23 protein-coding genes are annotated in these 23,678 nt (G+C 66.4%); 15 read left to right on the top strand and 8 right to left on the bottom strand.

Going from position 1 to position 23,678, the window contains the following annotated elements; all coding sequences use genetic code 11:
• Positions 1-100: 100 nt before the first annotated feature.
• Positions 101-958 carry a ferritin gene (locus ACCD11_RS13385; RefSeq protein WP_042672690.1) on the bottom strand — a complete coding sequence of 286 codons (858 nt, stop codon included), beginning with the start codon at positions 956-958 and terminating at the stop codon, positions 101-103.
• A 128-nt stretch (positions 959-1,086) separates the two neighbouring features.
• Here ACCD11_RS13385 and ACCD11_RS13380 point away from each other — a divergent pair, with 128 nt between their 5' ends.
• Positions 1,087-1,701, top strand: coding sequence for a glutathione peroxidase (locus ACCD11_RS13380; RefSeq protein WP_413314243.1), 615 nt, complete (start codon positions 1,087-1,089; stop codon positions 1,699-1,701).
• 271 nt (positions 1,702-1,972) lie between these two features.
• Here the strand turns inward: ACCD11_RS13380 and ACCD11_RS13375 are convergent, their stop codons facing one another.
• A complete protein-coding gene (locus ACCD11_RS13375; RefSeq protein ID WP_007828789.1) occupies positions 1,973-2,584 on the bottom strand; it encodes a glutathione S-transferase N-terminal domain-containing protein in 612 nt (203 codons plus the stop codon).
• Positions 2,585-2,712: 128 nt separating this feature from the next.
• Between ACCD11_RS13375 and purB the strand changes: the two genes are divergently transcribed.
• The 4 genes from purB to ACCD11_RS13355 all read left to right on the top strand — a co-directional run bounded on the left by purB (position 2,713) and on the right by ACCD11_RS13355 (position 8,196).
• Complete coding sequence (gene purB, locus ACCD11_RS13370; protein ID WP_007828788.1) at positions 2,713-4,092, top strand: adenylosuccinate lyase; 1,380 nt, start codon at positions 2,713-2,715, stop codon at positions 4,090-4,092.
• Between the two features lie 131 nt (positions 4,093-4,223).
• Positions 4,224-5,357: a PepSY-associated TM helix domain-containing protein gene (locus ACCD11_RS13365; RefSeq protein WP_413314233.1), complete on the top strand. Its 1,134-nt coding sequence runs from the start codon at positions 4,224-4,226 to the stop codon at positions 5,355-5,357.
• Between the two features lie 95 nt (positions 5,358-5,452).
• Positions 5,453-7,588 carry a TonB-dependent receptor family protein gene (locus ACCD11_RS13360; protein WP_413314232.1) on the top strand — a complete coding sequence of 712 codons (2,136 nt, stop codon included), beginning with the start codon at positions 5,453-5,455 and terminating at the stop codon, positions 7,586-7,588.
• A gap of 47 nt (positions 7,589-7,635) precedes the next feature.
• Positions 7,636-8,196, top strand: a complete 561-nt coding sequence (locus ACCD11_RS13355) for a YaeQ family protein (protein WP_007828784.1) — start codon at positions 7,636-7,638, stop codon at positions 8,194-8,196.
• 10 nt (positions 8,197-8,206) lie between these two features.
• Here ACCD11_RS13355 and ACCD11_RS13350 read toward each other — a convergent pair whose 3' ends face one another.
• Together ACCD11_RS13350 and ACCD11_RS13345 are read right to left on the bottom strand one after the other, a co-directional pair.
• Positions 8,207-8,512 (bottom strand): putative signal transducing protein, encoded by a 306-nt coding sequence (locus tag ACCD11_RS13350; protein ID WP_413314231.1) that lies wholly within the window; start codon positions 8,510-8,512, stop codon positions 8,207-8,209.
• 2 nt (positions 8,513-8,514) lie between these two features.
• On the bottom strand, positions 8,515-8,988 hold the full coding sequence (locus ACCD11_RS13345) for a DUF3717 domain-containing protein (protein ID WP_007828781.1): 474 nt from the start codon (positions 8,986-8,988) through the stop codon (positions 8,515-8,517).
• 496 nt (positions 8,989-9,484) lie between these two features.
• On the opposite strand from ACCD11_RS13345, the gene ACCD11_RS13340 reads away from it, so the two are divergent.
• The 3 genes from ACCD11_RS13340 (at position 9,485) to ACCD11_RS13330 (ending at position 11,222) form a co-directional block, all read left to right on the top strand.
• Complete coding sequence (locus ACCD11_RS13340; protein ID WP_042672689.1) at positions 9,485-10,234, top strand: TerC family protein; 750 nt, start codon at positions 9,485-9,487, stop codon at positions 10,232-10,234.
• A gap of 78 nt (positions 10,235-10,312) precedes the next feature.
• Positions 10,313-10,777, top strand: a complete 465-nt coding sequence (locus tag ACCD11_RS13335; protein WP_007828775.1) for a hypothetical protein — start codon at positions 10,313-10,315, stop codon at positions 10,775-10,777.
• An 88-nt stretch (positions 10,778-10,865) separates the two neighbouring features.
• On the top strand, positions 10,866-11,222 hold the full coding sequence (locus ACCD11_RS13330) for a phage holin family protein (protein WP_413314230.1): 357 nt from the start codon (positions 10,866-10,868) through the stop codon (positions 11,220-11,222).
• Between the two features lie 9 nt (positions 11,223-11,231).
• Here ACCD11_RS13330 and ACCD11_RS13325 read toward each other — a convergent pair whose 3' ends face one another.
• Entirely contained in the window at positions 11,232-12,794 is a 1,563-nt protein-coding gene (locus tag ACCD11_RS13325; RefSeq protein WP_413314229.1) for a M48 family metalloprotease, read from the bottom strand.
• Positions 12,795-12,848: 54 nt separating this feature from the next.
• Between ACCD11_RS13325 and moaC the strand changes: the two genes are divergently transcribed.
• On the top strand, positions 12,849-13,331 hold the full coding sequence (gene moaC, locus ACCD11_RS13320) for a cyclic pyranopterin monophosphate synthase MoaC (RefSeq protein WP_413314228.1): 483 nt from the start codon (positions 12,849-12,851) through the stop codon (positions 13,329-13,331).
• A 23-nt stretch (positions 13,332-13,354) separates the two neighbouring features.
• On the opposite strand, the gene ACCD11_RS13315 is transcribed toward moaC, so the two are convergent.
• Positions 13,355-15,037: a PglL family O-oligosaccharyltransferase gene (locus ACCD11_RS13315; RefSeq protein ID WP_413314227.1), complete on the bottom strand. Its 1,683-nt coding sequence runs from the start codon at positions 15,035-15,037 to the stop codon at positions 13,355-13,357.
• A gap of 160 nt (positions 15,038-15,197) precedes the next feature.
• Here ACCD11_RS13315 and ACCD11_RS13310 point away from each other — a divergent pair, with 160 nt between their 5' ends.
• Genes ACCD11_RS13310 through ACCD11_RS13285 form a run of 6 tightly spaced genes read left to right on the top strand, consistent with a single transcriptional unit; the run spans position 15,198 to position 22,764 of the window.
• Positions 15,198-15,659 carry a type IV pilin protein gene (locus ACCD11_RS13310; RefSeq protein ID WP_413314226.1) on the top strand — a complete coding sequence of 154 codons (462 nt, stop codon included), beginning with the start codon at positions 15,198-15,200 and terminating at the stop codon, positions 15,657-15,659.
• Complete coding sequence (locus ACCD11_RS13305) at positions 15,659-16,258, top strand: GspH/FimT family pseudopilin (protein WP_413314225.1); 600 nt, start codon at positions 15,659-15,661, stop codon at positions 16,256-16,258. The genes ACCD11_RS13310 and ACCD11_RS13305 overlap by 1 nt, the downstream gene beginning before the upstream one ends.
• Positions 16,258-16,689 (top strand): type IV pilus modification protein PilV, encoded by a 432-nt coding sequence (gene pilV / locus ACCD11_RS13300; RefSeq protein ID WP_413314224.1) that lies wholly within the window; start codon positions 16,258-16,260, stop codon positions 16,687-16,689. Before ACCD11_RS13305 ends, pilV begins: the two co-directional genes overlap by 1 nt.
• Positions 16,686-17,918: a PilW family protein gene (locus ACCD11_RS13295; protein ID WP_413314223.1), complete on the top strand. Its 1,233-nt coding sequence runs from the start codon at positions 16,686-16,688 to the stop codon at positions 17,916-17,918. The genes pilV and ACCD11_RS13295 overlap by 4 nt, the downstream gene beginning before the upstream one ends.
• On the top strand, positions 17,915-18,559 hold the full coding sequence (locus ACCD11_RS13290) for a hypothetical protein (protein WP_007828748.1): 645 nt from the start codon (positions 17,915-17,917) through the stop codon (positions 18,557-18,559). Before ACCD11_RS13295 ends, ACCD11_RS13290 begins: the two co-directional genes overlap by 4 nt.
• A gap of 14 nt (positions 18,560-18,573) precedes the next feature.
• Positions 18,574-22,764, top strand: coding sequence for a PilC/PilY family type IV pilus protein (locus tag ACCD11_RS13285; RefSeq protein ID WP_413314222.1), 4,191 nt, complete (start codon positions 18,574-18,576; stop codon positions 22,762-22,764).
• Between the two features lie 398 nt (positions 22,765-23,162).
• Here ACCD11_RS13285 and ACCD11_RS13280 read toward each other — a convergent pair whose 3' ends face one another.
• Both ACCD11_RS13280 and ACCD11_RS13275 read right to left on the bottom strand, forming a co-directional pair.
• Positions 23,163-23,468 (bottom strand): hypothetical protein, encoded by a 306-nt coding sequence (locus ACCD11_RS13280; RefSeq protein ID WP_413314221.1) that lies wholly within the window; start codon positions 23,466-23,468, stop codon positions 23,163-23,165.
• A complete protein-coding gene (locus tag ACCD11_RS13275; protein ID WP_413314220.1) occupies positions 23,429-23,671 on the bottom strand; it encodes a hypothetical protein in 243 nt (80 codons plus the stop codon). The genes ACCD11_RS13280 and ACCD11_RS13275 overlap by 40 nt, the downstream gene beginning before the upstream one ends.
• Positions 23,672-23,678: the final 7 nt, after the last annotated feature.

Raw genomic sequence — 23,678 nt, 5'->3', positions numbered from 1 at the left:
GAGAGGGCGGCATTTCCGGCAGGGCCGCCGCGCACGGCCGCCCGCCGCAGGGGGCTGGCGAAGCGACACGAAGTGCGCGCAGCCTGGGGGCGAACAACAGCTATGCGCCTTGGTATTCAGGCTTGGGGCCGAGGGTGGCCGCGATTTCCTTGCGGTACCGGTTCAGCTCCTGCACGGTCTTGAAGCTGCGGTTCATCAGCAGGCTCAGGTTGTGCAGGATGCGCTCGCCGACCTTGGTTTCCCAGACGGCGTCGAACTTGATCTGCTTGTCGAGCCAGTGCTCCAGCCAGTCCGGGTCGGGCATGCGGCTCTGGATGGTGTCGTTGGGGAACAGCGCCTTGTTGACGTGCAGGTTCGTCGGATGCAGCGCCTGCGCGGTACGGCGCGCGCTGGCCATCAGCACGCCGACCTTGGTGAAGGCGGCACGGGCCTCGTCGCCGAACTTCTCCATCGCGCGCTTCATGTATCGCAGGTAGGCGCCGCCGTGGCGGGCTTCGTCCTGGCTCAGCGTGGTGTAGATGTGCTTGATGACCGGCTCGGTGTGCCACTGGGCGGCGCGGCGGTACCAGTGGTTGAGGCGGATTTCGCCGCAAAAATGCAGCATGAGGGTTTCGAGCGGCGGGGCCGGGTCGAAGTCGAAGCGCACTTCGTGCAGTTCCTGCTCGGTGGGCGCGTGCTTGGGGCTGAAGCGCTTCAGGTATTCCATGAGCACCAGCGAATGCTTTTGCTCCTCGAAGAACCAGATCGACATGAAAGCGGAAAAGTCGCTATCGTGGCGGTTGTCGCGCAGGAACATCTCGGTGGCCGGCAACGCCGCCCACTCGGTGATGGCATTCATCTTGATGGTCTGGGCCTGCTCTTCCGACAGCAAGGAAGCGTCGAACGACTGCCAGGGAATGTCCTTGTCCATGTCCCAACGGACGGATTCGAGTTGTCTGAAGAGTTCCGGATAGAGCATCAATGTCTTTCTATGGCCGCCGATTTTAGTCGGCCCGTTTGGCGCGACCATGACAGACGCGCGATGATGCGGATATACGCGCCGCTGCGGCACGGATGCACATCTCCTTTTTGAACCAGGATCCCGCGATGCGAACCCTTTTCTTATTGTCGACGCTCTGGCGATGCGCCCCCGCGGTTTCCCTCGTGGCGGGCCTCGTTTCGATGCTGCCGGCCCACGCCCAGACAGCCTCCGCGGCACCCGCTCCGGCAGAGGCCGCGGGATGTCCTGCAATCCTGCAACACACCTTCCCAAGGCTGCAGGACGAAAAACCCCAGTCTTTGTGCCAGTATTCCGGCAAAGTGGTTCTGGTGGTCAATACGGCCAGCTTCTGCGGTTTCACCCCGCAATACAAGGGGCTGGAGTCGCTGGACATGAAATATCGCGCGCGCGGGCTCGTGGTGCTGGGCTTTCCGTCGAACGACTTCGCCCAGGAATCGGGCTCCAACAAGGAAATTGCCGACTTCTGCGAAAGCACTTTCGGGGTGAAATTCCCGATGTTCGCCAAGTCGTCGGTGCGCGGCACCGAAGCCAATCCGCTGTTCAAGCAGCTCGCGCAGGCCTCGGGCACCACGCCGAAGTGGAATTTCTACAAATACCTGATCGGGCGCGACGGCAAGGTCGTACAGGCGTGGTCGAGCATGACGGCGCCCGACGAGAACGGCTTCGTGAACGTCATCGAGAAGCAGCTCGGACCCAATTGACACCGACACGTCCGGTCGTGGTGAATTTGGCGACACAAACGTTTACCAAACGAGCGGGAACCGTGCAGCGGATGCCGCGCTCCTAAATCGCGTGGGCAGCGATTGCCCACCCGTTTTCATGTTGCGAGGTCTTCCGGGTGCTTGTCGTCCGGTCGAAATCCCGAGGCGATTCTTCTCCTCCTCCCTCCCTCCCTCCTTCGCGTCGGGGCGCCTCGCAGCATTTTTGTCTTCCAGCCGCAGACGTTGAAAAGGCGCCTCGCGGCGCCTTTTTTCAGGGTTTGGTGTCGATGAAGCTGGGCCGCAGCATCAGCTTGTCGTACAGCTTGGCCAGGTTGCCGTGCTCCCCCCGCCAGTCGATATCGGGAAAGCGCAGGTCCAGCCAGCCCAGCGTGCAGCCCACCGCGATGTCCGACAGGCTCAGATGGATGCCGCTGCAGAAGGGCTTGTCGCCCAGGCCCTTGGCCATCGCGGCAATGCCGCCCTCAACCTTGTTGCGCTGGCGCTCGATCCAGGCTGCGCTGCGCTCGCCGTCGCTGCGCCCGGCCCAGGTGGCTTCCAGGCGCCAGAGCACGCCGGCGTCCATGACGCCATCGGCCAGCGCCTCCCAGGTCTTGACCTCGGCGCGCTCCCGGCCTTGCTGGGGAATCAGCTTGCCGACCGGCGAGAGGGTGTCCAGGTATTCGACGATCACGCGGGAGTCGAACATCGCCTCGCCGCCTTCCATGATCAGGCAGGGAACCTTGCCGAGCGGGTTGGAATGGGAGATCGTGGTGTCGGAGGCCCAAACGTCCTCGAGCACGAACTGGTAATCGAGCCGCTTCTCCGCCAGCACCACGCGCACCTTGCGCACATAAGGGCTGGCGGCGGATCCGATCAGTTTCATGAAGACTCTCTCCCTGCTTAAATGACGTTTGTTGAGAGTCATTTTAGGTGAACGAGGAAACCGGAGCCCGAATCGGCCCCAATCTGTCGGGACCACCCCACGGACCGGCGGCCGCCTAAAATTCGGGCATGAGCTTTTCCACCGTCTCCGCCCTCTCCCCCCTAGACGGCCGCTATGCGGCCAAACTCGCGGCACTGCGCCCGCTGATGAGCGAACAGGGCTATATGCACCGCCGCGTGCAAGTCGAAGTGGCGTGGTTCATTGCGCTGTCCGACTGCGGCTTCGCCGAATTCAAGCCCCTCACGGGCGGCGCCCGCAAGTACCTGCTGGGCCTCGTGTCCCATTTTTCCGAGGCCGACGCACTGGCCATCAAGGAAATCGAGAAAACCACCAACCACGACGTGAAGGCGGTCGAATACTGGATCAAGTCCAAGTTCGAAGCCCGGCCCGAGCTGCTCGCAGCCGCCGAGTTCGTGCACTTCGCCTGCACCAGCGAGGACATCAACAACACCAGCCACGCCCTGCAGATCCAGGCCGCGCGCGACAAGGTGGTGCTGCCGGCCATCGACGGCCTGATCACCAAGCTGCGCGAAATGGCGCACCAGTTCGCCGGCGTGTCGATGCTCTCGCGCACGCACGGCCAGACCGCCAGCCCGACCACGGTCGGCAAGGAAATCGCCAACGTGACGGTGCGCCTGTCGAAGGCCCGCGCGCAGATCGCCGCGGTGCAGCTGCTGGGCAAGATGAACGGCGCGGTCGGCAACTACAACGCCCACCTGGCCGCCTGGCCTGACTTCGACTGGGAAGCCTTCAGCCGCAAGGTGATCGAAACGCCCGCGCCGCTGGGCCTGGGCCTGAACTTCCAGCCGTACAGCATCCAGATCGAGCCGCACGACTACATGGCCGAGCTGTTCGACGCCGTCGCGCGCATCAACACGATCCTGATCGACTTCTCGCGCGACATCTGGGGCTACGTGAGCCTGGGCTATTTCAAGCAGCGGCTCAAGAAGGGCGAGATCGGCTCCTCGACGATGCCGCACAAGGTCAACCCGATCGACTTCGAGAACGCCGAAGGCAACCTGGGCCTGGCCAACGCGGTGCTGCGCCACCTGAGCGAGAAGCTGCCGATCAGCCGCTGGCAGCGCGACCTGACCGACAGCACGGTGCTGCGCAACATCGGCGTGGCCTTCGGCTACGCCACGCTGGCCTACGCGAGCCTGGCCACTGGCCTGGGCAAGCTCGAACTGAACGAGGAAGCGCTGGCCGAAGACCTCGACGCCTCGTGGGAAGTGCTGGCCGAGCCGATCCAGACGGTGATGCGCCGCTTCGGCGTGCAGGGCGCCTACGAGCAGCTCAAGGAAGTGACGCGCGGCAAGACCGTGACGGCCGAGGCGCTGCACGGACTGATCCGCTCGCTCGCCATTCCGGAGGAGGAAAAGGCCCGCCTGCTGGCCATGACCCCCGCCAGCTACGTGGGCAAGGCGGCGGAACTCGCCAGTAGAATTTAGGCTTCCTGTATCGATGCACCAGCCGCCTGAAGGCGGCTGTTTTGCGTCGGTGGTTATCTTTTCCAGCCAACGCCCCCGCGGGGCGCCAGCCAACAACATTCTCCGAGGGGCCCGCCGCTCCTCTGTTGGTCATGCGCACCCCTCTGAGACGCCTCTGGCTCAAGGTTCATCGCTGGATCGGCCTCACGCTCGGTCCGATCCTCGCACTCACCGCCCTGCTCGGCGCCGTGCTGGTGATGGCGCTGCCGCTCGACCGCCAGGCGCATCCCGACTTCTTCATCGCCCGCTCGGCCGGTGATGCCACCACGGCCGCGCTGCCGCTGGAGCCCCTGCGCCAGCACCTCGCGGCCGAGTTCGGCCCCGACGCCAACTTCACGCTGCGCCCACCGCGCAAGCCCACCGACACGCTGTGGGTGCTGGTGCGCGGCAAGTGGGAAGGCACGCTCTACCTCGACCCCGCCACCGGCGCCGAACAGGGGCGGCGCGGCACGCACGAGGGCGCCTACAACATCCTGTTCGAGCTGCACAGCAGCCTGCTGCTGGACGACGCCGGCAAGGGCGTGCTCGCCTTCGCCGCGCTGGCCTACCTGTTCCTGCTGGTCACGGGCATCGTGCTGTGGTGGCCGGTGCGCTGGCCGCCCTCGCTGCGCATCGTGCTGAACCGCGGGCTGCTGCGCGGCTTGTTCGACCTGCACCGCACCGGCGGCGCGGTGCTCGGGCTGCTGATCGCGGTGTCGGTGGCCACGGGCGCGTACATGGCGTGGCGGCCGCTGGGCGATGCCATCTCCCGCGCGATGGGGCAGCAGCCGCTGAAGCCGCCGGTGATCGCCAAGGGTGCGGCGGCCGGCCCGCGCCTGCCGCTGGACGAGCTCGTGGCCCGCGCCCGGCAGGTGTACCCGGGCCAGCCCATGGGCTTCATCCAGGTGCCCGCCAAGACCAGCCGGCCGATGCGGGTGCGCTTCCGCCTCTCGGACGACCCGCATCCGAACGGCATCGGCTCGGTGTGGCTGAACCCTGTGACGGGCGAGGTGCTGGCCGCGCGCAAGTGGCAGGACCTCGACGCGGGCAACGGCGCGGTGGCGGTGATCTACCCACTGCACACCGGCGAGCTGGGCGGCCCGCTGCACGAGACGCTCACGGCGCTGCTGGGCCTGGCGCTCGGCGGCCTGGGCCTGAGCGGCGTCTGGCTGTGGTGGCGCCGGCGCGCCGTGGCGAGCGCCGCCCGCGACAACGACACGCTTGCCCGAGGCAGGACGGCGCCCTGAACGGCTCCACGCCGCGCGCGACCCACTTCTTCACCATCAAAAAACCGCAGGAGGAATCTCCCTTGTTGTTCACACGCAAACGCACAGCCATCGCGATGGCGCTGCTTCCCCTGAGCCTGCAGGGCTTCGCCGCCGAGGCCGAGCCCGCTGCCGCCGACGCGGCCAAGTCGCTGGAAACCGTCACCGTCACCGGCGACTGGCTCGGCAGCCCCAGCGAAACCAAGGTGCTCGAGCACCCCGGCGCCCGAAGCATCATCGAGCGCAAGCAGATCCAGGAAGGCGGCTCGTCCAACGTGCGCGACGTGCTGCGCCAGATGCCCGGCGTGCAGGTTCAGGAGAGCAACGGCACCGGCGGCAGCGACATCTCGCTCAACGTGGGCGTGCGCGGCCTGACCTCGCGGCTGTCGCCGCGCTCCACCGTGTTGCTCGACGGTGTGCCGCTGGCCTACGCGCCCTACGGCCAGCCGCAGCTGTCGCTGGCACCGCTGTCGCTGGGCAACCTGGAAGCGGTCGACGTGGTGCGCGGCGCGGGCTCGGTGCGCTACGGCCCCCAGAACGTGGGCGGCATCATCAACTTCGTGTCGCGCGCGATCCCGAAGCAGTTTTCGGGCGAGGTGAGCGTGGGCGTGGAAAGCGCCGGGCACGGCGGCGGCACCAAGACCACGCCCAACCTCTTCATCGGCGGCACCAACGAGAACGGCCTGGGCCTGGCGCTGCTGTATTCGGGCACGCACGGCGACGGCTTCCGCCAGAGCAACGACCACACCAGCATCGACGACCTGATGCTCAAGGGCGCCTACCGCATCTCGAAGACCGACGACGTCGCCATCACGCTGCACCATTTCGAAGGCAAGGGCCTCATGCCCGGCGGCCTGACGACGGCGCAGTTCGCGGCCAACCCCTTCCAGTCGGACCGCCCCTTCGACGAGTTCACGGGCCGCCGCACCGACGGCTCGGTGAAGTACACGCACAACGACGGCATCAACAAGTTCGAGATGCTGACCTACTACACGGACTCGTACCGCAGCAGCTTTCTCGAGCAGGAAGGCACCGGCGCAAGCAGCGGCCGGCGCCGCCTCACCTCGGCGCCGCGCAACTACAAGACCTTCGCGGTCGAACCCCGCTACTCGCGCCTGATCGATTCGGGCAGCGTGGTGCAGGAAGTCAGCGTCGGCTACCGCTACCTGAAGGAAGAGGCCTCCGAAGTCGCGACGCGCAGCGCCTACTACCAGCCGCGCCCGGGCTTCGACGCCTTCGGCCTGGCCAACCCGGCCTATCAGACCAGCAAGGGGGGCACGACCGCGCACGCGTTCTACATCGACGACCGCATCGACTTCGGCAACTGGACGATCACGCCCGGCGTGCGCCACGAATCGATCCGCTCGTTCAACGACGTCTACAGCCTCACCAACGGCCGCGTCACCAACGCGATCTACCCGAAGATCGACTCCGACGAATGGCTGCCCACGCTGTCGGTGCTCCATCGCATGAGCGATCGCTGGTCGGTGTTCGCGAACGCGGGTGTCTCGTTCGGGCCGCAGCAGTACGCGCAACTCGCGCAGTCGACCACCGGGCTGCATCCCGAGAAGGCCAAGACGTACGAGATCGGCACGCACTACAAGGGCGAGGCCTGGAGCGGCGAGCTCACGCTGTTCAACATCAACTTCGACAAGGAGCTGCTGCTGGCGCGCTCCATCACCGGCGACGTCGGCCAGTGGACCGACCTGGGCGCGACGCGCCACCGCGGGCTGGAGTCGGCGCTGCGCTACGACCTCGGCACGCTGAGCGACTCGCTCAAGGGGCTGTCGGTGTCCGGCACCTACACGTACACGCAGGCCATCTCGAAGGCCGGCGCCTTCGCCGGGCGCGATCTGCCCTTCTATTCGCGCCAGGTGGCGACGCTGGGCGCGCGCTACGAGCGCGGGCCGTGGACCTTCAACGCCGACATCTACGCGCAGTCGAAGCAGCGCTCGCCGGGTTCGCCGGACGACGGTGCAAGGTACGTCACGCTGGAAGACGCGACCGGCCGGCTGGGCGACATCCCCGGCTACGCCACGATGAACCTGCGCGCGGCCTACGACTTCGGCCCATCGATGAGCAACCTGAAGCTCGCCGTGGGCGTGAAGAACCTCTTCGACCGCCGCTACTTCAACCGCTCGGTGGACAACAACGGCGGCAAGTACGTGGGACAGCCGCGCACGGTCTACCTGCAGGCTTCGGTGGCGTTCTGACGCACGCCGGGTGCGCGATCGGGCCCAACTAATACACTCGCGCACCCATGGCCCTCAAATCCACCATCTTCAAGGCCACCCTCGCGGTGGCCGACATCGACCACGGCTACTACGCCGACCATGCGCTGACCCTGGCGCGCCACCCCAGCGAGACCGACGAACGCATGATGATCCGGCTCGTCGCGCTCGCGCTCAACGCGCACCAGCTGCAGGACGTGTGCAACGGCGACGGCACGCTGGCCTTCGGCGCCGGTTTGTCGAACGTCGACGAGCCCGACGTCTGGCTGCGCGACTTCACGGGCGAAGTGAAGATCTGGATCGAGGTCGGCCAGCCGGAAGACAAGCCCATCATCAAGGCCTGCGGCAAGGCGGACGAGGTGATCGTCTACTGCTTCAACCACGCGGCCGAGATCTGGTGGCGCGGCATCGAGAACAAGCTCACGCGGCCGCAGAACCTGAAGGTCTATCGCGTGCCAACGAATGCCTCGCAGGCGCTGGCCGCGCTGGCGCAGCGCAGCATGCAGCTGCAGGCGACGATCCAGGAAAACACGCTGACGCTGGGCGACGGGGTGAACAGCATCGACGTCGAGTTGCTCAAGTGGAAGTAGGCCCGCGCGGCTAAGCCGCCGGCATCATCGCGCCGCACTGCCAGCACTGCTCGAAGCCGCCTTCGACCTGCTCGCCGCACACGCACCGCCAGCTGCGCTGCGGGCGGTGCTGCAGTTCATGCAGCAGGCGCCTGGCCAGGTCGAACTGGGTTTCGTCGTCGATCCAGATCTCGGGCAGGCACTGGTCGGGCGGCAGCTGGCCCATCACCGCCCCGAGGAATTCGCGCTGCACGGTGGCGGCCACGCCCTCTTCGCGCAAGGCGTGCACCCACACGGCCGCGATCGCGAGGTTGGGGGCTTGCGCGAGGCGGCGCATGGTCAGGGCGCCCAGTTCTTCTCGTCGTCGGGGTCGAATTCGGGCTCGGCCGCGGATGGCGGCGGGGGCTCGGCTTCGCGTGCGCGTTCGGCATAGCGGTTGAAGCGCCAGGCGGAATCTTCCATCGTGATGCGGCGCCACGTGGCGCGCTTCTCGACGGGCGTCATGGCGGGCCAATGCTGCACCTCGTCGAAGCTGCGGCCGCAGCCCTTGCATTCGTCGTCGCCCTGGCTGGTCGAGCAGATCGCGATGCAGGGCGTGTCGGGCGTGCTCTCGTACCAGGCCATCCACGCGGCCCAGGCCTTGGGCGGGAAACCGAGCTCATCGACCTCGTCCTCGTGATGGAAGACCATGAGCGCGTAGACCTCGGCCAGCGCGCGCAATTCAGGGCCGAGCGTGACGCCGTCGGGCGACGGCGTCTTCTCTCGCCAGTGGTTGATGGCGGCCTCGATGTCGGTGATGTGTATGGCGGCCATGGGGCATGAAAAAGCAGCGGACGGCGATCATAGTCCGGCAATGTCCCGAAGCGGCGAAGGGACAAGATTGCTACCAAAACAAGAGCGTCACCACCAATGTTCATGCGCCTCTTGAAGCGGTTCTCTTTAAATCCCTGAAAACTTTCGATTGCGCCGCCGCGAACTTCGATGCTCTAATTCCCCCACGAAGGGGAGTAGCTCCCGACCGCTGTCCACAGCAGCGCGAATCGTCAGGTCGTCAATACGAAGCAAAACACTTCCGGCCTGTCGGACAACGTACGTGCACTCGCACGCAGCGCTGTCGAGCGAGACCTTCGATTTGAACCTGTGCAGGTTTGGTCGAAGCGTCGCCAGTCTCTGGAGCCCCCGGTGTCACCCGGCCTTCATTCCTCGCTTTCGACCTTCCCTGCATGGGATGAATCGAAACGCATCTGCATGCGCCTCCGTCGTCGCCTCTGAAGGGAGAGACAGGGGCGCGAAGACAAAAGAGGAATCTATGGAAATGTTCATGACCCCGGAGTTCTGGGTCGCGGTCGGTCAGATCATCATGATCGACATCCTGCTGGGCGGCGACAACGCCGTCGTCATCGCGCTGGCCTGCCGCAAGCTGCCGCCGGCCCAACGCACCAAGGGCATCCTGTGGGGTACCGCCGGCGCCATCGTGCTGCGCGTGGTCCTGATCTTCTTCGCGCTGACCCTGCTGGCCATTCCGTTCCTGAAGCTGGTGGGCGCGATCCTGCTGCTGTGGATCGGCGTGAAGCTGCTGGCCCCCGATCATGACGACGCACACGGCAACATCACCGGCAGCGACAAGCTCTGGGGCGCGGTCAAGACCGTGATCGTGGCCGACCTCGTGATGAGCGTGGACAACGTGATTGCCATTGCCGGTGCCGCGCAAGGTGCAGGCGACAGCCACCAGATGCCGCTCGTGATCTTCGGCCTGCTCGTGAGCATCCCGATCATCGTCTGGGGCAGCCAGCTGGTCATCAAGCTGATGGACCGCTTCCCGATGATCATCACGCTGGGCGGCATGCTGCTGGGCTGGATCGCCGGCACGATGGCCGTGTCCGACCCCGCGCTGGCGAACAGCGCCGCCTGGACCTGGGTGCCGAAGGTGCCGCAGACCGACGTGGTCAAGTACGCCGCCGGTGTGGCCGGTGCGCTGCTGGTGCTGGCGATCGGCAAGTGGGTGGCCGCGCGGCATGCCCGCAACAAGTCCGAAGAACAGGCGGTGACGGCCGGCTGAACGCCGGTGGTCGCTCCCCTGCCCCGAACTTCGTGTCCGAACCAGTCTCTGTCACTCTAACTACCTGAAGGAGCACCCATGGAAAAGGTCATTCTTTATGTCGACGACGTCACCTACGCCTGTGAGCAGTTCGCCGAACTTGCGCCGGACGCGAACAGCGTCGTGGCACGCCATTGGGTGCTGGTGGCCTGTGCGCCGCGCATGACGCATCGCATCAGCAAGTGGGTGAGCCACAGCGCGCGCGAGAACTGGCGCGCCAAGTGGTTCAGCAAGGTGCAGGCGCAGATGCTGCCGCTGCTGGAGCGCAATGGCGGCCAGGTGACGCCGGTGCTGGCCAAGGGCCCGCTGGCCGAACTGACGGCACAGCTCAAGCGCGAGCATTCGGCCGTCCACGTGGTCGATGCGCGCCGCCCGAAGATCGGCGTCGACCTGGAACCGGTGACGCCGGAGCAGACACCGGCCCACCAATCGGGTTGGGCCTTTCCCGGCGCCGTGATGGGCATGGGTGCGCTGCTGGTGCTGGCGAACGAGCTGGCCGAGTAAGGCAGGACGCGACTCCCTCGGCGAGCCCCGGTACGGCAACGCACCGGGGCTCGTTGTTTTGCAGGCCCTGGGGTATCCTGCCTGCCATATGCGCATCATCCTCAAATGGCTGCTCAGCGCCGTCGCGCTGCTGGCGGTGGCTTATCTCTACAGCGGCGTCCAGGTCGCCAGCTTCGGCTCCGCGCTGATCGCGGCCGCGGTGATCGGCCTGCTCAACATGGTCGTGCGGCCGGTGCTGGTGGTGCTGACGCTGCCAGTCACCGTCGTCACGCTCGGGCTGTTCCTGTTCGTGATCAACGCGCTGCTTTTCTGGGCCGCGTCGGGGCTGCTCGGCGGCTTCCACGTCAACGGCTTCCTGGCCGCGCTGATCGGCTCGCTGCTGTATTCGCTGCTGGGGCTGCTGATCGAGGCCGCGCTGGGCGGGCTGGTACCCGGCAGGCGCTGAGCGGAGCCGCTACTTCAGCGGCGGCTCGGCCGCCTGCTCCTTCACCAGCACTTCCACGGCCCGTGCGCGGGTGTCGACGATCGACGCCTCGTAGTGATCGACCACCTTGGACTGGCGGATGATTTCCTGGGCCGCCTTGAAGCGGTCGCGCGCGGCCGGGTAGTCGAGGATCGCCACGTTCGCCTCGGCATCGGCGCGCACCGCGCGCAGCGTGTCGTTCTGCGCGCCGTAGAGGGTGGCGAGCGCATGCCACGCCCCCGCATCGCGCGGGTTCGCGGCGACCCAGTCGCGCAGCACGGGAACCATCGGTGCGGGCTGTCGCATTGCCGCCGCGGCTTCGGCCGCGAGCAGCATCTCGGGCCGCTCCTTCGACCTGGCATCGAGAAGCGCGGCCGCCTTCGGCGCTGCGCCCGCGGCCAGCTCGATCTCCGCACCGAGCCAGCGCGCCTGCTTCGCCGCGGCGGGATCGTCCGCCGTGCGCGCGGCCAAACGCTCGGCCATCGCGCGGGCCGTCTTGTAGTCGCGCATTTCCCTGGCCGACAACGCCGCCGCGTACAGCGTGCCGGCCTGCTGGGCCGGTGAACTCTTCGCGAACTCGCCGCTGGAGGCGGATTCGACCCAGAGCCGGAGCACGTCGACGCCCGGACGCGTCAGCACGCGGGCGCGCGAGGCGATCATGGCGTGGTCCATCGCCAGCGGCACCGGCGGCGCCGCGTCCATGCGGAACTGGAAGCGGCCCTGCATGTCGGAGATGCGCTCGGTGGTCAGTGGATGGCTGCGCAGGTAGGGGTACGAGCCGTTGTCGTTGAGGCGCGAGGCGTACTGCAGCTTCTCGAACATCGCGGCCGCGCCCTGCGGCGCGAAGCCGGCCTGTGTCATCACGCCGAAGCCGATGCGGTCGGCCTCGCGCTCCATGTCGCGCGAGAAGCTCAGCTGGTTTTGCGCAAAGAGCGCCTGGCTGCCCATCATCACGGCCTGGCCGGCATCGCCGTTGCGGCTCTTGCCGGCCGCGATCATCCCGAGGATCAGGCCGGCGAGCATCAACGGCATCTGCTTGCCCTGCCGGGTCATGATGCGCGAGATATGGCGCTGCGTGACGTGCGAAAGCTCGTGCCCCAGCACCGTGGCCAGCTCGTCGCGGCTGCCGACCGCGGCGACGAGGCCGAGGTTGAGCCCCAGGTAGCCGCCGGGCAGCGCGAAGGCATTGATGTTGCGGTCGCGGCCCAGCAGGATCGTCCAGGCGAAGCGCTCGTCGAGCTCGGGCGTGAGCTCGCCGCGCGCGCGGGCCGCCGCCAGCAGGCGCTGCCAGATGTCCTGCACGTAGGCGGCGATCACCGGGTCGTCGATGTAGTCGGTGTCGCGGTACAGCTCGCGGGCGATCTGGTCGCCGAGGTGGCGTTCGGCGCTGGCCGTCATCTCGCCGCCGTCGCCGAGGCCGGGCAGCACCTGCATCTGCGCCAGGGCCGAAGTTGGCAACAGCACCTGTGAAGCTATCAGGAACGTAGCGCACAGCGACCGCAGGGCGGGCTTCAGCTGGCGTTTTCTGGGGTGTCGTGGAGTCAAGCGCGGCATTCCTCGTCTGTGGCTCGGGCTCGTATGATGCACCTCCAACCCGATCGTTCACACATGAGCTCTCTCACCCATTTTGACGCCCAGGGGCAGGCCCACATGGTCGACGTGGCCGCCAAGCCCGCCACCCACCGCGTGGCCGTGGCCACCGGCCGCATCGAGATGCAACCGGCGACGCTGGCGCTGATCGAGTCCGGAACGGCCAAGAAAGGCGACGTGCTCGGCATCGCGCGCGTCGCGGGCATCCAGGCGGCGAAGAAGACGAGCGACCTGATCCCGCTGTGCCATCCGCTGGCATTGACGCGCGTGGCGGTGGCGTTTGCGATCGCCGATGCGGGGGCGGCGCCTCAGGTGGCCTGCACGGCGACCGTCGAGACCGTCGGGCCGACGGGGGTGGAGATGGAAGCGCTGACGGCGGTGCAGGTGGCGCTATTGACAATCTATGACATGTGCAAGGCGGTGGATCGGGGGATGCGGATTACCGATGTGCATGTGCTGGAGAAGCATGGGGGAAAGTCGGGGAGCTGGGTGGCGGGTTAAGTCACCGGGCAAGTCCCCGATGTTCAAGGCGCCGGCGCATCGCCCGCAGGCTCCTCGAGCCAGCGATTGAACGCCGCGGGAAAGGCGATCCTGAAACGCTCGGCCTGGGCCCGCGCTTCGTCTTCGCGCCCAAGCAACTCGGCGCTTTCGATCAGCTTGGTGATGACGCGCGGCTCCGGTGAAAAGTGCAGCGTGCGTTCGGCGAGTGCGTGCATCCCTGCCGCGTTGGCAGGAGTCACCGTCGTGAGCGTCAGTTCGGCAAAACCCACCTGGCGCCCGAAGAGCCACGAACCTCGCAGCTTGGCGAGCGTGTCGTCTTCGTACGCCGGCAGGCGTTCGCTGCGCGGCATATAGATCTGGCTGATGCGGATGTAGTCCCAGCCTGCGTACACGACGATCGCCATGAGCGCTGCCGCAGCGAAGGCAGACACCCCCCGCACCTTCGGGAATCGGGCAGGCGTCCGGCCCGGCCAGAGCATGCCGAGACACAGGCCGAACACCAACTGGAACGGCCCGTACCAAAGCGGGTACTCGAGCAGGCTGTGCAGCACGATCATGGCCAGCACGCCCCAGGCCATCAGGCGCGCCGGATCGCGCTCGCGCCACGGCCTGGCGGCAAGCACCATCCAGACGAAGCCGCCGCAGATCAGCACGGCCGCGGGAATGCCGAGCTCGACGGCCAGGTGCAGCGGCAGGTTGTGGGCGTTGTCCAGGATTTCGGAGAATCGCGGGCCCGGGTACAGCGTGCTGTAGTGGGCAAAACTCAGTTCGCCCCAGCCCCAGCCCGTCCAGGGACGTTCGGCAATCAGCGCAAGCACGTTGTGCCAGAGGATCAGGCGGCTGTGGTCATCGGGCGCACCCTTCTCGAGGCGCTGCAGCATTCCTTCCACCCCGCCGCCAGCCACCAGGTGCGGCAGCACCCAGCAGATGGCGAAATAGAGCGGAATCGCGGCCAGCAGCGCGGCCGGTGGCGGCAAGCTGAAAACACGAGGGCCGGCCGATGCAGGAACACTCCGGCGCTCCCTCCAGGCGATAACACTCGCGACGCCGATGATCGACAGCAGTTGCAGCAAACCCGTCCGGGAGGTTGATGCCGCCTGGGCTGCCAGCAACAGCAAGGCAGCAAGTACAAGCCCGCGCCGTTTGCGCGGCGAAGCCTGCACGGCGTAGAGCCACAGCGCCGCGACGAGCGCCATGCTGATCAGCGTGGCGAACTGGTTGCGCTGCCTCAGGTTGCCGTAGGCCTGGCCGAGCGGGGTTGAGGTGGTCCAGGGGGCCAAGGGCTCGGCGAGGCCGTAGTACTGGAGCAGGCCGAGGACGGCGCTGACCAGGCCGGCAACGAGCAAGCCCATTGCCAGCCCCCTCGAAGTGGCCGCCCCGCCGCGCGCCATCCCCGCCCCCGCGCAAGCTGCCGCCGCCATGGCGGGCAGCCACGAAGCAGCTGTGGCGTATGGAGAGGAGAAAAGCACGACCACCGCCGTTGCGATGCCGAGCCAGGCCCAGATGCCGCGCGCCGGCACTGCGGGAGGAATGGCCAGAAGCATCGCCGCGAGGCAGACCCAGGTGGCAAGCAACTGCCAGGCCTGGACCGAAGGACCGGCCACGAGCGGGCAGAGAAATGGAAACGCGACCAGCCCGGCGCATACGGCGCCGATGGGTTTCGAAGAGAGAGCGACGGCCTCGGCAGGCGCTGCGCAGGAAGTCATTCCGCCGATTGTGCCGACCGGGCGAGCCGACGAATGGCCGTGGACGGGAGACGAGCGGCTTTGCGAAAAAGAGCCGCGAGAGACATTCTCTAACAATTGTTTTTAATTGTTGCGCCTCATGCGCGCCCGGCCATTTTGGCCCCCCGGAAGGTGTCCCTTGATGAACAAAAAGCCCCCCTATCGAGTTGCCGCGCATCGCTTCCCTGCGAGCGGCTTCACGCTGATCGAAGTGATGATCACCGTAGCGATCATCGGGATCCTGGCTGCCATCGCGATCCCCAATTATCGGGACTACGTGCTTCGCGGGCAGCTCGTGGATGCCCAGAACGCCCTTTCGACGCTGCGCGCCAACATGGAACGGTTCTTCCAGGACAACCGGACCTACAGCTCCGTCGGCACCACGTTCATTTCGCCGTGCGCCGCGCCGCCTGCAGCGGGCAGTTTCACCATTTCCTGCCCGACGCTGACTGCCACGACGTTCACGGCTCAGGCCGTGGGCAGCGGTCCCACCAACGATTTCACGTTCACTGTGGACCAGCAGAACACCCGCGCCACGACTCATGTGGGTTCGGGCTGGACGCAGTGCACCACCGGCTGGACGACGAAGAAGTCGGGTTGCTGATGAAGACGCCCATCCATCCGCCGCACGGCGCGCGCGGCTTCACGCTGATCGAGATGATGGTGACGGTGGTGCTGTTGAGCATCCTGATGGCGCTGGCGTTCCCGGCGATGAATGAATGGATACGCAACAGCCGCATACGCACCGTCGCGGACGCGCTGCAGAACGGCCTTCGCCTTGCGCAGACCGAGGCCCTGCGGCGCAGCCGCCAGACCGTGTTCTCGCTGACGGCCGATACGAATCCCTCGGACGGTCTCACCGCCGTGGCCAACGGCGCCAATTGGTCGGTCAACTTCGTGCCGCTCCTCACGGGCGAGGAGAACGCCCCCACGTTCATCGAGGGCGGCGGCCTGACCGGCCTGGCTCCGAACGTGCGGATCACCGGCCCCGCGACGCTGTGCTTCAACTCCCTGGGACGCGTGGTCGACAACCCCACGCCCGGCACCGGCGTGGCATGCAGCGCCGCGGCTGCGGCCTACGACATCACGATCCCCAATGCCGATCGTCCGATGCGCGTGCTGGTCGCCCTTGGCGGGCAAGTGCGCCTGTGCGACCCGGCCAAGACACTTTCCAACACCCAGCCCGACGGATGTCCCGCGTGATGAAACACCAACACCCCACGCCCCCCTCCGCGCGCGCTTCGCAGTCCGGTGTCGCGCTGATCGAAGTCCTCATCTCGATCCTCCTGTTCTCGCTGGGCATCCTGGGCCTGATCGGCCTGCAGGCGCGCGCGATCAGCCTGTCGATCGATGCGGAAGACCGCAACCGCGCCGCCCTGATCGCCAACGATATCGCGACCACCATGTGGACCAAGCGCACAGTGTCGATCGACCCCACGGCCGGAAGCCCTTCGTGGAACGCCCGCGCCAGCAACCCGCAAGCCGGCGGCCTGCCCGGTGGCAGCGTCACGATCACCGCAGACACCACAACCAATACCGCCGACATCCTCATCACCTGGCGCCCCCCCCAGCGCACAAGCAGCGAACAGGACAGCCGCCTCACCACGCGCGTCGCGCTGCCGCTCACACCATGAACGCCAGTTCCAAGCCCTTTGCCCGCGCCGCGCAGCGCGGACTGACGCTGGTCGAACTGCTGGTGGCGCTGGTCATCGGCCTGGTCGTGGTGCTCGCCGTGACCAGCGTCGTCACGGTCGGCGAGACGCACAAGCGCAGCACCACCTCAACCAACGACATGAACCAGAGCGGCTCCTATGCCACGTACATGATCGACCGCGTACTGCGAAGCGCCGGCTCCGGCTTCGCGCAAACCGGAACGCGCGGGCTGTTCGGTTGCCGGCTGAGCGCAGCGCGCAGCATCGGCGGCACCGCCACCACCATCCTGCCGCGAACCGCGTCCGCGTTTCCCGCGCCGTTCGACACGCTGCTCGGCGGCTCAGGGGCCGCCGCGGCGGGCAATCTGCGGCTGGCGCCGTTCCTGATTTCCAAGGGCGCCAACGCCGGCGACTCGGACACCCTCGTGGTCATGGGCGGCAACGCAGCGGCGGGCGACGTGCCGCGCCGCATCCGCTCCGGTTTCCCGGGCAACAACAACCTGCGACTGGACAACACCATCGGCCTTGCCAACGGCGACATCGGACTGGTGAGCCTCGAAGGCACGACCGACTGCCTGATCGAGCAGGTGAACGTGACGGACGCGACGGCATTCGCCGCGGCGGGCAACGAAGTCCTGCCCATGGGCGGGCGCTACTTCACCTCGACCGGCGCCACCAAATCGCTTGCCACGCTCGCGGCGGACGGCACAGCGCTCTTCACGCCACTCGGCAATGTGGGCGCCAACAACCTGCAGTTCCAGCTGATCGGCGTGAACGCCAATCGCACGCTCGTCGCCTATGACCTGCTGCGAGCGGCCGGCACCGGCAGCGACGAGGGCACCGACGCCTCGGCCATGCAGGCGCTGGCCGACGGCGTCGTCGCCATGTACGCGGTGTACGGCGTCGACACCGACAGCAATGGCACCGTCGACACATGGATCGATCCTGCCACCGCGGGCTACACCATCGGCACCCTCATGCTCGCGCCCGACACCATGCGCCACATCGTGGCGGCGCGCGTTGCGCTGGTCATGCGAGGCAGCCTGTTCGAGAAGGAACCCGTCACCCCGGCCAGCCTGACCATCTTCGGCGATCTCGCCGCGGCGAGCCAGCGCACCCTGACCATCGCGACCTCCGACCGGAATTTCCGCTACCGCGTCATCGACACCACCATCCCGCTTCGCAACATGCTGTTGCTGCCCTTCCCATGAAAACACTTTCCAAGATGCACGGCCCGGCGCGCGAGCGCGGTGTGGTGCTGCTGTTCTGCCTGATCATCCTCGTGGTGCTGCTCGCCGGTGGCGTGGCCATCATGCGGTCGACGGGCAACTCGCTCTTTGGAGCCGGCAACCTCGCTTTCAAGCGCGATCTGGTCAACCAGGGCGAACTCGCCATCGCGAAGGCGATGACGGAGTTCCAGACCGGCGGCGCGCTCGTCCAAACGACTGCGACCGCCGCCAATCTGCCGACGGCGAACTACAGCGCGGTCCAGCTGCAGGCCAATGAACACGGCATCCCGCAGGTTCTGCTGAAGAAGACCACGCTGACCGGGCCCGACGTGGCCGGCAACACCTTCACGCCGACCGGCAGCGCCATCACGGGCAGCGGCGGCGTCACCGTGCGCTACGTGATCGACCGCATGTGCAACACCACTGGCGCTTTCTCGACCATCGGCAAGAGCGGCTGCGTCTATACCCCGTCGAGCACCGAAACGCTGGGCGGCGACCAGAGCCAGCTGAGCACGCCCGGCCCGTCCATTCCCAGTCCGCCCATCTACCGGATCTCCGTTCGCGCCGACGGTCCGCGCGACACGCAGGTATTCCTGCAAGCCTCCTTCACCAAGCCCGAATAGGGCACAGGCGAATCATGAAAACAAGAATTCATTCGTCCGTTCGCGCATTGCGCCGCGCGGGCATCGCCACCGGCCTCGGGCTGGTGCTTTGCAGCACCTTGATCGCCTCGGCGGCCAACCTCGCCAACCAGCCGGTGTTCTCGACCTCGGAGGTTCCGGGCAACCTGGCTCTGGCGCTGTCGGTGGAGTGGCCCACGGCATCGCGCACGGCGCACGTCGGCGACTACTCCAGCGACACCAATTACCTGGGCTACTTCGATCCGGGCAAGTGCTACCTTTACCAGGTCGACACCACCGCCAACGGCGTCAGCACCACCGACAAGGGCGACTCCAGCTACTTCTACCCGGCCGGTGCCGCCACCAACCGCACCTGCACCGGCGCCAACGACGACAAGTGGAGCGGCAACTTCCTGAACTGGGCCTCCACCCCCACCATCGACCCCTTCCGCTGGGCCATGACGGGCGGGCGGCGCGTGGTCGACACGGCCACCACCACCATCCTCGAGAAAGCCTGGCACGGCAATCGCGGCCTGTTCCCCGATCGTACGGTTCCAGCCAGTGCCATTGCAGGCGCCACGCCGTTCAACAGCGCCACCGCGCTGACAACGAGCATCACCAACCGCGGCTTCAAGATGAACATGACCGCCACGGGCGGCAACCGCACGATGACGGCGCAGTATTTCAACAACGTCAACCTCAGCAACCCGGTGATTGCCACCGTCACCGCGGACACTGCCGACCACGACTGGGGCACCGGCGCTCCGGTAGCCGGCATCAATGCCGACAACTTCTCGGCGAGATTCACGGGCACGTATACGGCACCCGAGGCCGGAAACTACACGTTCCGCATCATCAGCGACGACGGCGTTCGGCTCTGGGTCAAGACCGGCAACGGCAACTTCGGCAACAACGACCTGCGCATCGACAACTGGACCGATCACGGACCGACCACCAACGATTCGGCGACCATCGCTCTCACCGCGGGCCAGCAGTTTCGCGTGCAGATCGAGTACTACGAAAAGACCGGCGGCGCAGTAATGCAGTTCCAGTGGCGCACCCCCTCGTCGAACAACACCTTCACGCGATTCACCCAGACCGGGCCAGCCGACGGCGATTTCACGATGCGCGTGAAAGTGTGCGACCCTTCGGCCGCAGCCGGTGGACTCGAAGCCAACTGCAAAGCCTACGGCACCAACTACAAACCCGAAGGCCTGATCCAGAAGTACGCCAACAAGATGCGCTTCAGCGCCTTCGGCTACCTGAACGACAGCAGTGACCAGCGAGACGGCGGCGTGCTGCGTGCCCAGCAGAAATTCGTCGGGCCGAATGCGCCGACACCTGGTCAGGCACCCGCGGCCAACGCGAGCAAGGAGTGGAGCGAGGTCGATGGCACCTTCATCCGCAACCCCGACGCCGCCGATGCGGCCGCGACTACGACGGCGACCGGCGTGGCCATCTCGGACAGCGGCGTGATGAACTACCTGAACAAGTTCGGCCAGATCCTTCCGGGCGACTACAAGAGCTACGATCCGGTCAGCGAGCTTTACTACGCGGTCATGCGGTATTACAGGAACCTCGGCAACGTCGCGGCCTGGAGCTCGATGGGGACTGCCGATGCCCCCACGAAGACCAGCTGGGTCGATGGCTTCCCCGTGATCACCAACTGGGCCGATCCGATCCAGTATTCGTGCCAGCGCAACTTCGTGCTGGGCATCGGCGACATCTACACCCACGTCGACAAGAACGTGGCCGGCAACACCACCTACCGCACCCGCGAGCCCGCCATGCCTGATGAGGTGGCGGCCGACAACACCGTCAACGCGGTCACGGCCACCAACCGCGTCGGCGCGCTGCAGGGCCTGGGCGACCTCGGCAACACCAACGACTACAGCGGCCGCAACAACTCCGCCTACATCGCGGGCCTGGCCTTCGACGCCAACACAAAGGACATCCGTCCCGACGTGGCGGGGCAGGCCAACACCATCGGCAAGCAGACCGTCAGCACCTACTGGGTGGACGTGCTGGAGCAGCCCTTCCAATACAACAACCAGTTCTACCTCGCTGCCAAGTTCGGCGGACTGGACCAGAAGAAACTGCCGGCCAACTTCGACCCCTACACCTTCGCTGGCACCATTCCGCTGGACTGGTGGTCGACCAGCGGCGAGACACTGACCGACGCGCGCGCCGCCAACCTGACGCAGCCGCGTCCGGACAACTACTTTGCCGCAGGCCGACCCGACACCATGGTGAGCGGCCTGACGCAAGCCTTCGAGCGCATCGTGAATGCCATCCAGGCGTACACCACTTCGTTCTCGCTTTCGGCCCTGCAGGTTGCGGCCACCGGCTCGGCTTCGTATGCCTCCCAATACGACGCCCAGGACTGGACCGGCGTCGTGAGCGCAAGCAGCATCAGCTTTGCCGCCGACGGCACGCCCTCGCTCACGGCGGCATGGAGCAGTACCGACAAGCTCGCGACACAGTTCGCCGGCACGGGCTGGGACACCAACCGCCGCATCGCCACCTGGAGCGGCACGGCCGGCGTGCCATTCCGCATCGGCAGCCTCACCACCGGCACGGGCAGCCAGGCGGCCGCGCTCGACACGCTCTATGTCTCCGGCGACGACAGCGCCAACTACCTGAACTACCTGCGCGGCGATCGCAGCCAGGAAAAGACGGCGTCCGACGGGACCAAGCCTTACCGGCTTCGCAGCAAGCTACTGGGCGACATCGTCAACTCGAAGGTGAAGCCCGTCGGCCCGCCCGCATCGAGCTACTCCGACGCGGTGAACCCCGGCTACGCAGCCTTCAAGACTGCCAAGGCCGCGCGCCCCACGATGGTCTACGCCGCCGCGAATGACGGCATGCTGCACGCATTCCGCGGCGAACTCACCGGCACCAACGCCGGCCTCGAACAGTTCGCCTATGTGCCGAGCGCTCTCTTCAACGGACCCAGCTCCCCTGCCACGCCTGCCGCAGATGGCCTGGCCCAACTGGGCAACCCGAACTACCTGCACAAGTACTACGTCGATGCGACGCCCGAGGTGGTCGACGTCGACTTCGCCCGCGCCGGCGGCACCTTCGCGGCCACCGGGTCGAACTGGCATTCGCTGCTGGTGGGCGGCCTCGGCAAGGGCGGCAAGAGCTTCTACGCCATCGACGTGACCGATCCGGCCGCGATGACCGATGAAACCATCGTGGCGGGCAAGGTGCTGTGGGAGTTCACGGATGCGGACATGGGCTTCAGCTACGGCGCGCCCCTGGTCCTGAAGACCAAGCGCTACGGCTGGGTGGTGGTGCTGACCTCGGGCTACCACAACGACAACAGCAGCCACAACGGCTATCTTTACTTCGTGCATCCGCAAACCGGCGCGCTGCTGCAGAAGGTGAGCACCGGCGCGACAGCCAACGGCATGACCCACGCCACGGCCTTCATTTCCGACCTGACCGACGGCACGGCCGACGCAATCTACGTCGGCGACCTCAACGGCCAGCTCTGGCGCTTCGACGTGACCGCCCCCGCGGGCTCGACCGCGGCCTATCCGGCGCCGGCCAAGATCGCCCTCTTCACCGATGGCGCCACGACCCCGAACGCCCAGCCCATCACTTCGCGCCCCCTGGTGCAGATCCAGCCCTCGACCCGCAAGCGCTACGTGATGGTGGGCACCGGACAGCTGCTCGATTCGAGCGACATCAACTCCGCCGCGGCGCAGAGCTTCTATGCCGTCATCGACGGAACCGCCACCGCCTTCAAGCCGGCCGACAGCACGATGCCCGTGACGCGCAGTTCGCTCACCGCGGTCACCGATCTCGTGAGCGGCACCGTCGTACCCACCAGTTCGCCCGGGTGGTACCTCGACCTGGGCACGGAAGGCCGCATCGGCCTGCGCCTGGTGGCGAGCCCGACCTCTTTCAACGGCATCGTGGCGTTCTCTTCGCTGCTCACCAGCGGCGATGCGTGCAGCCCCTCGGGCCAGAGCCGGGTCTACGCCATCGACTTCAACACCGGCCGTACAGTGCTGGCGAGCGGCCTCGCGTACGCGCAGTACAGCACCGCGATCACCGATCTCAAGTTCGTGGGCGTCGACGGCAAGGTGCGCCTGATCTCCGGCGACGTGCGCGGCGACCTGCGCAACGTTGGCTTCACGCCGCCGGCCGGTACCACGCTGCGGCTGCTGAACTGGCGGGAAGTGCCGACGGCGGATTGAGCGCAGCAGCCGAATTGCTTCGGCTGTCGATAGGAGCATGCTCTGAGCCCTGCGCCCCCAGGAGGGGGAACGCATGGGCAAGGGCAAGGTCCACCGGCCTTTCGAGTTTGGTGAGGGTGAGCGTGGCCCCTTATGCGCAAGCATGCGCTCGTGACGGGCGTACGGATGAGGATCCGCGGCCGACACCACATCTGCATGGCTATACCGCACCGGTCATGCCGAAAGACGGCGTAATCGGGATTGGTCTGCCGTGCAATCACCGCGATACAGGCCGCAGTTTCCCCGCAGGGTCTGCGGCTTTGTCGGTTGCCAGGTAGACCAACCCGTCGAGCTGCCGCCCCGATTGGTCTCGGGACGGCAGTTTTTGAGAACTGCAATCACTTGGAGGCCGTTCATGGCTACGTCCGCAGGCGCGTCTGCACACGCGCCTTCACCCTGAGGCCGCTGAAATCGCACGCGCCGAATCTCTTGCGCTGCAGGCATGCGATGACATCGACAACCTGCACGCAGTGCGGCGAGCCTACGCGTGTCTCGAAAAACTCATTGCTCCACAGCGCGTGAACGACACGGAAGAGGTCTGCCCGACGCGCACCGAATTCAGCGCGTTGGTGCGACTGGTCAACGAGGAGCTTCAGCGAAGCATCGAAGCGGCCGACACCACGATTCAACCGTTGCGAGTTGCGCTCAGCGAAGGCGAAGCGCAATGAATGCCTTCAACAATAAAGCCGTCAATAAACTGCGCCTTCGCCTCGACGCGGTAAGTTAAGAAGCTACGTTCCCACGCATGGAAATGGCAAGGCAATATCCGCATGATTTCGGAGTCGAAGCCCGGCTGGCGATCTGTCGCAAGGGGTGGCCGACGCACGTACGACGCGAAGGTCAAACCAGAGTTGACTTTGCCTTGCATCGGTACC

It is taken from the genome of Variovorax sp. Varisp36 (assembly GCF_047304235.1).
Taxonomy (GTDB): domain Bacteria; phylum Pseudomonadota; class Gammaproteobacteria; order Burkholderiales; family Burkholderiaceae_C; genus Variovorax.
This window is presented reverse-complemented; position numbering and strand designations above follow the sequence as displayed.

What these genes read in the sequence shown, in the direction of transcription:
- ACCD11_RS13380 (WP_413314243.1), top strand. Translation starts at nt 1,087, where the DNA reads ATGCGAACCCTTTTCTTATTGTCGACGCTCTGGCGATGCGCCCCCGCG.
- moaC (WP_413314228.1), top strand. Translation starts at nt 12,849, where the DNA reads ATGAGCTCTCTCACCCATTTTGACGCCCAGGGGCAGGCCCACATGGTC.
- ACCD11_RS13340 (WP_042672689.1), top strand. Translation starts at nt 9,485, where the DNA reads ATGGAAATGTTCATGACCCCGGAGTTCTGGGTCGCGGTCGGTCAGATC.
- ACCD11_RS13365 (WP_413314233.1), top strand. Translation starts at nt 4,224, where the DNA reads ATGCGCACCCCTCTGAGACGCCTCTGGCTCAAGGTTCATCGCTGGATC.
- ACCD11_RS13345 (WP_007828781.1), bottom strand. Translation starts at nt 8,988, where the DNA reads ATGGCCGCCATACACATCACCGACATCGAGGCCGCCATCAACCACTGG.
- ACCD11_RS13275 (WP_413314220.1), bottom strand. Translation starts at nt 23,671, where the DNA reads ATGCAAGGCAAAGTCAACTCTGGTTTGACCTTCGCGTCGTACGTGCGT.
- ACCD11_RS13385 (WP_042672690.1), bottom strand. Translation starts at nt 958, where the DNA reads ATGCTCTATCCGGAACTCTTCAGACAACTCGAATCCGTCCGTTGGGAC.
- ACCD11_RS13375 (WP_007828789.1), bottom strand. Translation starts at nt 2,584, where the DNA reads ATGAAACTGATCGGATCCGCCGCCAGCCCTTATGTGCGCAAGGTGCGC.
- ACCD11_RS13315 (WP_413314227.1), bottom strand. Translation starts at nt 15,037, where the DNA reads ATGACTTCCTGCGCAGCGCCTGCCGAGGCCGTCGCTCTCTCTTCGAAA.
- ACCD11_RS13350 (WP_413314231.1), bottom strand. Translation starts at nt 8,512, where the DNA reads ATGCGCCGCCTCGCGCAAGCCCCCAACCTCGCGATCGCGGCCGTGTGG.
- ACCD11_RS13310 (WP_413314226.1), top strand. Translation starts at nt 15,198, where the DNA reads ATGAACAAAAAGCCCCCCTATCGAGTTGCCGCGCATCGCTTCCCTGCG.
- ACCD11_RS13295 (WP_413314223.1), top strand. Translation starts at nt 16,686, where the DNA reads ATGAACGCCAGTTCCAAGCCCTTTGCCCGCGCCGCGCAGCGCGGACTG.
- ACCD11_RS13335 (WP_007828775.1), top strand. Translation starts at nt 10,313, where the DNA reads ATGGAAAAGGTCATTCTTTATGTCGACGACGTCACCTACGCCTGTGAG.
- ACCD11_RS13305 (WP_413314225.1), top strand. Translation starts at nt 15,659, where the DNA reads ATGAAGACGCCCATCCATCCGCCGCACGGCGCGCGCGGCTTCACGCTG.
- ACCD11_RS13290 (WP_007828748.1), top strand. Translation starts at nt 17,915, where the DNA reads ATGAAAACACTTTCCAAGATGCACGGCCCGGCGCGCGAGCGCGGTGTG.
- ACCD11_RS13285 (WP_413314222.1), top strand. Translation starts at nt 18,574, where the DNA reads ATGAAAACAAGAATTCATTCGTCCGTTCGCGCATTGCGCCGCGCGGGC.
- ACCD11_RS13325 (WP_413314229.1), bottom strand. Translation starts at nt 12,794, where the DNA reads ATGCCGCGCTTGACTCCACGACACCCCAGAAAACGCCAGCTGAAGCCC.
- ACCD11_RS13360 (WP_413314232.1), top strand. Translation starts at nt 5,453, where the DNA reads ATGGCGCTGCTTCCCCTGAGCCTGCAGGGCTTCGCCGCCGAGGCCGAG.
- pilV (WP_413314224.1), top strand. Translation starts at nt 16,258, where the DNA reads ATGAAACACCAACACCCCACGCCCCCCTCCGCGCGCGCTTCGCAGTCC.
- ACCD11_RS13330 (WP_413314230.1), top strand. Translation starts at nt 10,866, where the DNA reads ATGCGCATCATCCTCAAATGGCTGCTCAGCGCCGTCGCGCTGCTGGCG.
- purB (WP_007828788.1), top strand. Translation starts at nt 2,713, where the DNA reads ATGAGCTTTTCCACCGTCTCCGCCCTCTCCCCCCTAGACGGCCGCTAT.
- ACCD11_RS13355 (WP_007828784.1), top strand. Translation starts at nt 7,636, where the DNA reads ATGGCCCTCAAATCCACCATCTTCAAGGCCACCCTCGCGGTGGCCGAC.